The following is an 11,336-nucleotide window of genomic DNA, read 5'->3' as shown; positions in this document are numbered from 1 at the left end:
CTGGCGCACGCCCCGTGGGCGTCGGCGCGACCGGTTCTGGCGGCGCTCCTCGAGGGAGATCCGTCCGTCGAGGTCCGGGTCGCCGCGGCGGCCGCGCTGGGGGCGCACGCCGAGCCGGACGTGGCGGAGATCCTCATGAAGTCCTGGAAGGGTTATCTGCCCGCCGTTCGGCGGGAGGTGCTGGAGGCTCTGGCGCGGCGACCGGAGCGGGTGGTAAGGCTTCTGGAGGAGATCGAAGCGGGCCGCGTGTCGCCGGCGGAGCTGGGGCCGGGACTGACCGGCCGGCTGCGCGACCACCGGGACGCCGCGATCCGCGAACGCGCCCGCAAGCTGCTGGCCTCCCGCGGCGAGGATCGCGCTCCGGTGATCGAGCGCTACAAGGCGGCGCTCGCCCGCCGGGGGGACGCGGCGCGGGGCCGGGAGGTGTTCCGGAAGAACTGCGCCTCCTGCCACCGTGTGGCGGGGATCGGGACGAACGTGGGGCCCGACATCTCCGACACGCTTTCCAAGTCCCGCGAGCAGCTCCTCACGGACATCCTGGACCCCAGCCGGGTCATCGACAACAACTACGTCACCTACCTCGTGCGGACCCGCGGCGGTCAGGTCTTTTCGGGATTCATCGCCCAGCAGACGTCCACGAGCCTCACGCTGCGGCGGGGCGAGAACCAGGAGGACACGGTGCTCCGGGAGGACATCGAGGAGATCCGTTCCAGCGACCTGTCGGTCATGCCGGGCAACCTCGAGCAGGGGATTTCGGTCGAGGAGATGTCGGATCTCCTGGAGTTCCTGAAGAACTGGCGGGACGCGGAATCCGGCGACCGCCGGTAGGGCGGCCGGCGAGTCCGGCAGGGGCGATCGGACCGCCTGCGGGGGCTCCTTCGGCGATTCCGCCTACCGCGCCGACGCCAGGCGGCGGGCCATGAACTCCCGAAGATAAGGCAGTCGCGCGCGCGCCAGGAACGCCGCCGCCCGCGGCGGATCGTGCTCCGCCATCGGTTCGACCGCGTACCACACCATGAGCGGAAGGTTCGGATCCTTCGCGTCCTCCGGCCGTTCCGCCAGCGCCTCGAGAATCTCCCAGCGCGCCGGCCCGGGCGCCATCCGGCGACACGCGGCCGCCAGATAGAGACGCACGACCGGCGAGGGATCCCCCCGCGCCATCTCGGCGAACTTCCGCTCCACGGCCTCCGGGGCGTTTCCGTCCTCCATCTCGAGCTGGATCGCCCAGGCTCGGACATGCTCCTGCGGGTGATCCAGAAGCGCCGCCCTCAACTCCGCGTCCAGCCCGCCCGTCGCGTGCAGCGCCCAGAGGGCCCGCAGTTTTCGCGTCGGGTCGGGGTTCTCCTCCAGAATCTTCCTCAGCGCGCCGTGCACGCCCGGGTCGAGCTTCCCCTCCGCGGCCCGCTCCTGAAGCCGCCGCCGGGCGTGCGCCACGAACCAGTCGTTCGCGTGAAGCTGGAGCCGCACGAGCTCGAGGTCGCCCGTCTCTCCCACGTTCGGCCGCACCCGCGGCGGATCCCCGTAAACGATCTTGTAGATCCGCCCGGTCCACGCCTGCGGCCGGCGCGTGTGACACTCGCCGATATCGTACCAGTCGTTCACGAAAACGCCGCCGTCGGGCCCGTACTGGAGCAGAAGCCCCATGTAGTGCGGGTCCCGCGACACGAGAAGGTCCGGCCCATGGGAAGCCCGGAACCCGGAGCCCGACCGCCGCAGCCGGTCGCCGTTCACGCGGCGGCCGTGGATGTTGTTCATGAACGCCGCCCCCCGCCAGGACGGCGGAAAAAGATCCCCCAGATAGATCATGATGCCGCAGTGGGCGTGCCCGCCGGCGGCGCTCCGATACGCCGCCTCGCCCTGCCAGTGCAGGTGGTCGGCGACCGTGTCGATCCTCCGATACGCGTAACGGCTCGACTCGCGCCCGCGCCACGGCTCGAAATGCGCCCCCTGCACGGCATGGAAGAGATGCGGGTCCACGCAATTGGAGATGAAGGCCTGCCCATAGTCGTCGAACGACACGCCCCAGGGGTTGGTCGTGCCGTCGCAGAACGCCTCGTAGACGTGACGCGTCGGATGGTAACGCCAGACGCCCCCGTCGAACCGCAGCCGCCGCTCGGGCGGCGTCCCCGGAGGCCCCAGCCGGGAAATCGACGTCCGCCCGTGCCCCGCGTAGAGCCATCCGTCCGGGCCCCACGTGAAGCCGTTGGCGATGTTGTGAATGCCCTCGGTCCCGAACCCGTCCAGAAGCACCCGGGGCGGACCGTCCGGGCGGTCGTCCCCGTCGCGGTCGGGGATGAAGAGCATCTCCGGCGGGGCCATCACCCACACGCCGCCGAAACCCACCTCGATCCCGGTGACGTACGTGAGCCCCTCGGCAAAGACCGACCGCCGGTCGAAGCGGCCGTCGCCGTCGGCGTCCTCCAGGATGACGATCCGGTCCCGCCCGCGCGGCTCCCAGTGCGGATAGGAGAGATTCTCGGCCACCCAGAGGCGGCCGCGGTCGTCGAGGGCGAATCCGATGGGCTGCACCACATGGGGCTCGGCGGCGAAAAGAAGGGCGCGGAAGCCTTCGGGAAGCTCGAACCGCCGGACGGTCTCCTCGGGCGGCAGGGGCTCCTGGGCGCGCGCGGCGGCCGCCGGCCCAAGAAGCGCGAGAACGCTAAGGAGCCGGAGGGGGCGGATCCTGGGCGGCCAGCTGGCGGGCGATCTCGGCCCGAATCTGGATCTCCAGCGACTTGGCATAGTCCGCTTTCGCCCCGTCAAGATCGCCCTTGCGCTCCCGGGCCAGCCCCCTCTGCGCGTACGCCTCGACGCACTCGGGATTCATTTCGATGACCTTGGAGCAATCGGCGATGGCCCCGTCGAAATCGCCCTCGGCCAGGCGCTCCCGCGCCCGCCGGGCGTACGCCTCTTCGTCGCGCCGGCGGGCTTTCGTGCCGCCGCGCGACGGCGCCGACGGGGCCGCGGGAGGCTCGGAGAGCGGATTCGGTGCGTCCTTCTTACGGCGCCGCCACTTCTTCAGCCACCCCATCCCATCCCTTTCCTTAACGCCTCCCGGAGATCGCCCGCTTCGGCGCCTTTAGTATATCCTCAGGAAGACGCCCGCAGGAGGAAGGCGGCATAGTACGCCGCGGCGACCGCGTAAAAAAGCCCCACGGCGGCAAAGAGCGCCCGCTGCGCCCTCCCGCCCCGCACCCACGCGGGAAACCGCCGGGGAAGATGCACATAATTGAGCTTCCAGAGCGCCGCCGCGAAAATCGCCACCGCGAAAACGTGGAGAACGCCCGTGCGCGCCAGCACTTTCGCCGGCTCTCCGAAGGGAAGAAGAAGCCACGTCGTCGCCGCCATCGTCCCCAGAAAGGCGTAATACCAGAACCGCACTCCGCGCCGTCGCGCGCGCTCCGAATAGACGCACAGCATCTCCGCGTGCACCCGGCTCACCGCATCCACCCCCGCCAGCCAGCTGTCCATGAGGAAACAGCCCGCCACGACGAGAAAAAGCACGCGCGCCGCCGGTCCCCAGAGCACCCCGAAAAAGTCCCCCTGCTCGGCCACCATGCGCCATCCGTCGGGAATCTTCCCCTGCGGCCGAAGGATCGCCAGCGCCAGAAGCGCCAGAAGAAGCGTCGTCGCCAGGTTCCCCAGCACCCCGACCGCGTTGTCCGCCAGAAGCGTTCTCATCCACGTCCGGTACCGGACCCGGTGCTCCGGCGTGTCCTCGAAACGGAATCCCTCGAGGCGCACGAGCTCCCTTTTCCCGGTGAGGGGGCTCGTGATCTGCCCCGCATGCGCCGCCATCCCGAACCCCTTCTCGCGGATCCACAGGGAGTAAAAGAGGCTCCAGAAGCCTCCCAGCCCGGAGAAACACATCATCGTGTAGAACTTCTCGAGCTCCCCCGGATCCCGCGGAAGCGGAGGAACCGCCTCGGGAAGAACAAGCGCCCTCAGGAACTCCGGCGCCGCCGAAAGAACGCGCGGATGCAGACTCGCCACGAGCAACCCGCCGGCCGTCACGAGCGCCACCGCCCACATAAAGCGCTCGACGATCCGGTAGGCCACGCGGCCCACGAAGAGCGCCCCCGCGAACATCGCCGTGATCGCGTACGTCCAGAGAAGCGCCCGAGCCTGTGCCCCCCATCCCGCCGGCCACCGCACGATGTCGGCCAGCGCGGTTCCCCCCGCCGTGGCGAAACTCCCGACGAAAAGAAACGTCGCCGCGAACACGATCCACAGGAAAAGCCCGAACCCGCGGCCCAGGCGCGTGAACCCCACGAAGACGCTCTCTCCCGTCAGAAGCGTGTACCGCCCGATCTCCACGTTGAGCGGCATCTGAAGCACGCACGCCGGAACGAGCAGGCAGAGATACAGCGTCCCGTACTTGGCCGCGAAATACGGCCAGAAGTAAAGCTCCCCCGATCCCTGCGCCAGGGCCATCCAGACCACCCCCGGCCCCAGGGCCGCCCACAGCCGCGGCGGCGGCGGAAGCTCCCGCACCTGAAGATCCGCGAATCCGTCCGATCCCTTCACGTCCGCTCTCCGCTCAGGGTCCACCGGTACCCGGGCTGTCGCTCCACCCGCAGCCACTCCAGCCCCGCCCGGCGCGCCAGCGCCTCCGCCTCCTCCGGCGTGAACGCGCGCCGCACCGAAAGCGGCCCGTCCACCTTGACGTACGGATTGGCCCCGAGCGTGAAAAGCCGGATCCAGAAATAGCCGCCCCACGCGCGCCGCAGATCGTTCATCACGATCCCCCGGCGGGCCACGCGGTCGCACTCCCGCAGGACCGCCACGACCTCCTCCTCCGAGAGGTGATGGAGAAAAAGGTTCGAAATCACGTAGTCCACCGCGCGATCCCGGAAGGGAAGCCGGCGCGCATCGCCCCGGACCCGCGGGAGATCCCGCCCTCCCAGCGCGAGCATCGCCTCCGAACGATCCAGCGCCACCGGCCGCACCCCGGGAACCCGCTCCGCCAGGTCCCGCGCCAGGTCGCCGCTCCCGGCTCCCACGTCCAGAACGGTGACGGGACCCGGAACCCGCTCGAAGAAACGAACGAACGGCGCCAGCCCTCCCAGCCGACGGTTGACGAACCTCAGATAGCCGTTCACCCGCCGCAGCATGTCGGGCGGCGGCGTCTCCCGGTCCAGAAGCTCCGGCTCCCGCGAGCGCTTCATACGAGAAGCCGCGCCCGTTCCAGGAGGGTCAGGTCCCCTTCCCGCGCGACGCCGGTGGCGATCGCCAGGAGCTTGCGGAAAAGCTCCGGCGCGCCGACGAGATTCTCGATCACGCGGTCCGCCACCGAAGGATACCGGGCGACGCGCAGCATCCACCGGCCCAGCCACTCCGATCCGGCGGCCAGCCGGCGGCGCGTCCGTTCGTATTCCCCGGGCCGGCCCGCGACGATCGCCTCCGCGGCCGCCCGCGCCGAAAGCAGCGCCAGCGACATGCCCTCGCCCGTCACGGGATCCGGCGCGCCCGCCGCATCCCCCACGAGAAGCGTCTCCCCCGCCGCCGCCGCCCCCACGCGCAATCCCAGCGGCGCCGCCGCCAGCACCGGCCCCGCGACCGCCAGCCCGCGGATTCTCCCCTCGAGCACCTCGAGCGAGAGAAGCGCATGCACCAGGCGCTCCTCGTTCGACCGGCCCGGCGGAGCGCAGCCCTTCCGGAAAAGGCAGGCCGCGAGCGCCTCCTCCCCCTCCGAGGGAGCCAGATACACCTCGCCCGTCTCATGAAGAATCACTTCCACGCGGTCGGGGTCCACGGCCAGTCCCTTCACATGGCCGGTCAGGCCCGCCCGCCGCACGGCCGGCGCCGCGGCGGCGAATTCGGGCCGCCGGTGGAACTGCGAGCGAAGTCCGTCCGCGCCCACCACCCAGCGCCCCCGAAACCGCGCCGGATCGTACGGCGTCCCCTCGAAGGCCGACACTCCGGGAGTCGCGGCCGCCGCCCGGAACATCAGCGCGTCGAACCGTTCGCGTCGGACCACACGCCCCGGGCCGCCCGGGAAATCCGCCTCCGCCGTGATGCCGGAGGGGGAAACGAAGCGGATCCCCCGCACCCTCGGCCCGGGAGCCTCCAGACCCAGGGCCTCGAGCGCCGCGACTCCGTGCGGAAGAAGGCCCTCTCCGCAGGCCTTGGGACGCGGAAACCGCGCCTTTTCCACGAGCGCCACGCGGGCGCCCCGCCGCGCCAGCTCGATCGCCGCAGCCGCGCCCGCGACGCTCCCCCCGACGACGACCGCGTCGTAGATCACGCGCTCCACTCCAGCGCCAGAAGCTCCGCGCCGAAACCCGGCCCCAGCGCCGCCAGAACCCCCCGGTCGCCCGGCCCGGGACGGCCTTTCGCGATCACGTCCGCCAGGACGAAAAGCACCGCGGCGCTCGAGAGGTTTCCCACCTCGGCCAGAGACCGTCGCGACCAGGCGAGCGCCTCCTCGGAAAGGTCCAAGGCCTCCCGATACGCCTCCAGAATTTTGCGTCCGCCCGGATGGAGAATCCAATAGCCGACGTCGCCCCGCGTCCAGCCCGCCTCCGCCAGGAGATCTCCGACCGCCGGTCCGAAGCGGTGCCGCACCAGGTCGGTCACCTCCGGGGACAGAACGAGCCTCATCCCGTCCGACGTGAAGCGCCAGCCCATGAGGCGCTCCGTCCCCTCGAACAGCATCGAACGGGCCGCCCGGATGCGCGGCCCGCCGCCCGCTCCTTGAAGAAGCACCGCCGCCGCACCGTCCCCGAAAAGCGCCGCCCCCACCACGTCCACGGGCCGGTCCGCCCTGGGAGAAAACACCTGCCCCGCCAGCTCCACCGCCACGACGAGCGCACGCCGGGCGGGCTCCGCCTTCAGGATCTCGTCCGCGCGAATGAGCGCCCCCGCCCCGCCGGCGCAACCCAGCCCGAACAGGGGCGACCGGCGGACGTCCGGCCGAAGCCCCAGCCGCCCCGCCAGAAGCGCATCCAGGCTCGGCGTCGCCAGCCCGGTCGTGGTGACGAGAAAAAGCTGATCCACCTCCTTCGGCTCAACCCCCGCGCGCCGCAGGCATTCGCGGGCGGCCCGCTCCGCCAGGTCCACGGCTCCGCGCACGAAGTCGTCATTGCGCTCCTCGAACGACCGCCCGGCCAGGTGGTACTCCGGAGGAAAGGCGAAGTGCCGACGCTCGACCCCGGATCGCTCGAAGAGGCTCAGCAGCCGCGCAAGTTCCTCCCGCTCCCCGTAGACTTCCTCGCATCGGCGGCGAGCCTCGTCCTGGCGGAGGACGTGCGAGGGAAGCGCCGTGGCCACGGAGACGATGCGCGCCATGCGCCGATTCTAACATCGGCCCCGCCGCCGCCGGGAGAGCGTTTTTGGAACGCCGCAGGGGAACCTTCCGGCGGCACGTGTAGTTATATAGGGGGGGCGAGAGTTCTCCACATTGGGGAGCGGACCATGCCTTCTGCGCTCGGCGTCCTCCTGGCGACCTTCGCGGCGTCTTTTCCCGTCCAGGATTCCAAGCGGCCCGACGACGTCCTTCAGAAACGGGACGGCGCGATCCTCGTGGGCCGCGTCGTGAAGATCGAAGGCGACGTCATCGAGTTTTTCGCGGCCGGCGACCGGGAGCCGCGCCGGTTCCACGTCCGGGAGCTCATGCCCTATTCCGTCTACCGGATCCGGCTCGACCGGATCGACAAGTCGAGCGGCGCCGCCCGATACGAGCTCGGGGAGTTCTGCCTGGCGAACGGCCTTTATTCCATGGCCGTGCGGGAGTTCGAGGAGGCCGAGCGGCTGGATCCGACCCTCGCGGAAAAGTCCCGCAGGCGCCGCGAGGAGGCCCGCACCCAGGACGCGCGGGGAAAGCTCGAGGAGGCCAAGAAGCTCCACCTGGCCAAGAATTACGAGGCCGCCAAGGATCTCCTCCGGGCGGTCCTGGACCGTTACGCGGACACGCCCTATGCGGAGGAGGCGCGGCAGCTCGACGCCAAGATGGCCGAGGAGATCGCCCGCGAGAACGAGGAAAAGCGGCGGATGCTCCAGGCCCAGGCGCAGGAGAAGGAGCGCGCCAAGGAACGGGCGCGCGAGGAGCAGGAGCGCCAGATCCTCGCCCGAGCCGCGGAGCTCGCCGAAGAGGCCCAGAAACTGTGGCTCGAGGCGCTCGATCACGAGCCCAAGAACCATACCCGCGCCGACCGCGCCTGGAAGTCGGCCGAGGCCAAGCTTCTGGAAGCCAAGCGGCTCCTGGAGTTCCTGGCGAAATCGCCCGATCCCGAGACGGTCAAGCGCGCGCGGGAGCTGGAGCAGAAGGCCGACCAGATCCTCGTCAAGACCTACTATCGACTGGGCCGCCTGTGGGCGGTGGAGCTTTCGTACCCCACGGCCCTCGAATGGATCAACAAGGGGCTCAAGCTGCCCCACGACGACCACATGGACCGTCTGCTCAACGAGCTTCTTCTTCAGATCTCCATCCGGAAGATCACCGAGCGCGCGGCCGGCCGGGGCTATTGACGGGCCGCCGACCCTGTCCGACAATGCTTTCATGTCCGAGGTCTGGATCCTCTCGGCGGTCCGCACTCCGATCGGCAAATTCGTGGGGGCGCTGAGCGCGCTCAAGGCCCCGGAGCTCGGCGCGCGCGTCGTGCGCGAGGCCGTGGCCCGGGCCCGCGTCCCGGCCGAGGCCGTCGAGGAAGTCCTCCTGGGCTGCGTTCTTCAGGCCGGGCTCGGCCAGAATCCCGCGCGGCAGGCCGCGCTCGGGGCGGGGCTCCCTCCCGCCGTCTCCGCGGTCACGGTCAACAAGGTCTGCGGCTCCGGCCTGCAGGCGATCCTCTTCGGCGCTCAGGCGATCCGCGCCGGCCAGGCCGACCTCGTCGTGGCCGGCGGCATGGAGAGCATGTCGAACGCCCCCTATCTCCTCCCGGACGCCCGGCGGGGCACGCGGCTCGGACATGGGCGGATCGTCGACTCCCTGATCCACGACGGCCTGTGGGACGTGTATCATGACTTCCTCATGGGCTCGTCGTGCGAGGCCGTGGCCGAGCGCTTCCGCGTGAGCCGCGAGGAGATGGACCGTTTCGCCGAAGCCAGCCACCGCAAGGCGGTCGCCGCCCGGCGCGACGGCCGGTTCCGGAACGAAACGCTCCCGGTCGAAGTCCGGGGCGAGCGCGGCGAAACGCGCCTCGTGGAGGCCGACGAAGGCCCCCGCGAAGACACCCGCCTCGAGATACTCGCCGCGCTCAAACCCGCCTTCCGCGAAGGGGGGCGGGTCACGGCCGGGAATTCCTCGCAGATCTCCGACGGAGCGGCGGCGCTCGTGCTGGCTTCCGAGCGGGCCGCGCGCGCCCACGGCGCGGCGCCCCTGGCCCGCCTGACGGGCTGGGCTTCCGCCGGAGTCGAGCCCCGCTGGGTTCTTGTCTCCACGATCGACGCGGTCCGCCGGTTCGACGAACGCAACCCCTGGAAGGCGCGGGAAGCGGATCTCGTGGAGATCAACGAAGCCTTCGCCGGTTCCACGGTGGCCACGATCCGGGAGCTTGGTCTGGATCCCGCCCGGGTGAACGTGAACGGCGGGGCGATCGCCCTCGGGCACCCGATCGGCGCCAGCGGCGCCCGGATCGTCGTAACGCTCCTTCACGCCCTTCAGGACCGCGGCCTTCGCCGCGGCGTGGCCGCGCTCTGCATGGGCGGCGGGAACGGACTCGCCGCGGGGATCGAACGCGCATGAATCTCCTGCCGACCGAAGAAGAGGAACTCGTCCGCCAGTCCGCCCGGGAATTCGCCGACCGCGAGCTGGCCCCGCGCGCGGCGGAGATCGACCGCCGCGGGGAGATCCCCCGCGAGATCCTTGCGAAAATGGCCGAGCTCGGCTTCATGGGGATGCTCGCCCCGGAAGAGTACGGCGGGTCGGGGCTCAACAACTACTGCCTGGCGCTCGTCCAGCTCGAAATCAACCGCGCCTGCGCCTCGACGGGGGTCACGCTCTCGGTCCATAACTCCCTCGTTCAGGCCCCGCTGCTGCGCTACGGGTCGGAGGAGCAGAAGCGCCGCTACCTGCCGCGCCTGGCCCGGGGGGAATGGATCGGCGCCTACTCCCTCTCGGAGCCCGTCAGCGGCACCGACGCCGGGGCGCTCCTCACCGGCGCCCGCCGGGAAGGCGGCCATTACGTCCTGCGCGGAACCAAGAACTTCGTCACCAACGGCGGCATCGCGGACCTCTTCATCGTGTACGCCCGGACGAACCCCGATCCGAAGCTCAAGCACGAGGCGATCAGCGCGATCCTCGTCGAGCGGGGGACGCCCGGTTTCACCGTGGGCAAGCCCGAAAAGAAAATGGGCATCCGCGGGTCCTCCACGACGACGCTCTTTTTCGAGGACTGCCGGGTGCCCGTGGAGAATCTTCTCGGCCGGGAGGGGGAAGGCTTCAAGATCGCGATGAACACGCTCGACGGCGGCCGGATCGGGATCGCGGCCCAGGCGGTCGGGATCGCCCAGGCGTGCCTGGACGCCTCGGTCCGGTACGCCAAGGAACGCCGCCAGTTCGACCAGCCGATCGCGAACTTCCAGGCCATCCAGTGGAAGCTCGCCGAAATGGCCACCGACATCGAGGCGGCCACGTACCTCATCTACCGCGCGGCGAGGCTCCGGGACGCGGATCTCCCCCACACCCGCGAAGCCTCCATGGCCAAGCTCTTCGCCGCCTCGATGGTCAACCGCCACGCCACCCAGGCCGTCCAGATCCACGGCGGGGTGGGCTACATCCGCGACTTCCCGGTGGAGCGCTATTTCCGGGACGCCAAGATCACCGAGATCTACGAGGGAACCAGCGAAGTGCAGCGCATGGTCATCGCGCGGCATCTCCTGCGCTGACCCCGCCGCCGGCCGGCGGTCCTTCCCTCTCCCGCAGCGCCTGTCCCAGGACCGCCGTCGCCAGGAGCGTCCCGATATAGTTGTCGTGGATGAACCGCCCGAAAAAGAGAAGCACGAAAATGAGCGCCGCCGAGGCCAGAAGCGCCCCGCCCCAGGAGCGATCCCGGCGCACGCGCCGCAGTCCGGCCGCGAGGACGGGAAGGCCGGCGGCCGCCTGGAAGACGGAGAACGGAAACCAGGCGCGCGGCGAGGACACCAGCCCCAGCGCCAGCACCAGGTTCGCAAACCCCAGCCCTCCCCAGCCGCGGATTTCGAAAGGGTGCGGCCCCAGGCCCGACGGGGCCCCGAAGAGATCGTCGAGAAAGGCGCCCGGATCGGCCGCGAAGAACGGGAGGGAGGTCGCCGTGACCGGCGCCAGAAGCAGCGCCCCCGCCCGGATCCATCCGACCCGGGCGACCGCCGCCAGGAACGGCACGGCGGGCAGGAAAAACGTCTTCGTCGCGATCGCCGCG

11 protein-coding genes are annotated in these 11,336 nt (G+C 70.5%); 4 read left to right on the top strand and 7 right to left on the bottom strand.

The annotated features are described in order from the left end of the window. Positions 1–828, top strand: an 828-nt coding sequence (locus VNO22_11640; protein ID HXG62023.1) for a c-type cytochrome, incomplete at its 5' end; no start/stop codon positions are given. Between the two features lie 63 nt (positions 829–891). On the opposite strand, the gene VNO22_11635 is transcribed toward VNO22_11640, so the two are convergent. Genes VNO22_11635 through VNO22_11610 form a run of 6 tightly spaced genes read right to left on the bottom strand, consistent with a single transcriptional unit; the run spans position 892 to position 7,290 of the window. Further along, positions 892–2,742, bottom strand: coding sequence for a PVC-type heme-binding CxxCH protein (locus VNO22_11635; protein ID HXG62022.1), 1,851 nt, complete (start codon positions 2,740–2,742; stop codon positions 892–894). Further along, complete coding sequence (locus VNO22_11630) at positions 2,660–3,031, bottom strand: hypothetical protein (protein ID HXG62021.1); 372 nt, start codon at positions 3,029–3,031, stop codon at positions 2,660–2,662. The genes VNO22_11635 and VNO22_11630 overlap by 83 nt, the downstream gene beginning before the upstream one ends. Positions 3,032–3,090: 59 nt before the next feature. Beyond that, positions 3,091–4,527 (bottom strand): Nramp family divalent metal transporter, encoded by a 1,437-nt coding sequence (locus VNO22_11625; protein ID HXG62020.1) that lies wholly within the window; start codon positions 4,525–4,527, stop codon positions 3,091–3,093. Next, positions 4,524–5,168, bottom strand: coding sequence for a methyltransferase domain-containing protein (locus tag VNO22_11620; protein ID HXG62019.1), 645 nt, complete (start codon positions 5,166–5,168; stop codon positions 4,524–4,526). Before VNO22_11620 ends, VNO22_11625 begins: the two co-directional genes overlap by 4 nt. Beyond that, a complete protein-coding gene (locus tag VNO22_11615; protein HXG62018.1) occupies positions 5,165–6,247 on the bottom strand; it encodes an FAD-dependent monooxygenase in 1,083 nt (360 codons plus the stop codon). The genes VNO22_11620 and VNO22_11615 overlap by 4 nt, the downstream gene beginning before the upstream one ends. Continuing rightward, positions 6,244–7,290, bottom strand: a complete 1,047-nt coding sequence (locus VNO22_11610; protein HXG62017.1) for a 3-oxoacyl-[acyl-carrier-protein] synthase III C-terminal domain-containing protein — start codon at positions 7,288–7,290, stop codon at positions 6,244–6,246. The genes VNO22_11615 and VNO22_11610 overlap by 4 nt, the downstream gene beginning before the upstream one ends. A 126-nt stretch (positions 7,291–7,416) precedes the next feature. Here VNO22_11610 and VNO22_11605 point away from each other — a divergent pair, with 126 nt between their 5' ends. The 3 genes from VNO22_11605 to VNO22_11595 are packed head-to-tail and all read left to right on the top strand — an operon-like array spanning position 7,417 to position 10,824. Next, positions 7,417–8,469, top strand: a complete 1,053-nt coding sequence (locus VNO22_11605; protein ID HXG62016.1) for a hypothetical protein — start codon at positions 7,417–7,419, stop codon at positions 8,467–8,469. Positions 8,470–8,500: 31 nt separating this feature from the next. Then, positions 8,501–9,682, top strand: coding sequence for a thiolase family protein (locus tag VNO22_11600; GenBank protein ID HXG62015.1), 1,182 nt, complete (start codon positions 8,501–8,503; stop codon positions 9,680–9,682). After that, positions 9,679–10,824, top strand: coding sequence for an acyl-CoA dehydrogenase (locus VNO22_11595; protein ID HXG62014.1), 1,146 nt, complete (start codon positions 9,679–9,681; stop codon positions 10,822–10,824). The genes VNO22_11600 and VNO22_11595 overlap by 4 nt, the downstream gene beginning before the upstream one ends. Here VNO22_11595 and VNO22_11590 read toward each other — a convergent pair. Continuing rightward, positions 10,799–11,336, bottom strand: a 538-nt coding sequence (locus VNO22_11590; GenBank protein ID HXG62013.1) for a hypothetical protein, incomplete at its 5' end; no start/stop codon positions are given. The genes VNO22_11595 and VNO22_11590 overlap by 26 nt on opposite strands.

The organism is Planctomycetota bacterium, from assembly GCA_035574235.1.
Classification (GTDB): Bacteria; Planctomycetota; MHYJ01; order MHYJ01; family JACPRB01; genus DATLZA01.
The sequence above is the reverse complement of the archived record's forward strand: the minus strand, read 5'-3'. Positions and strand labels throughout refer to the sequence as shown.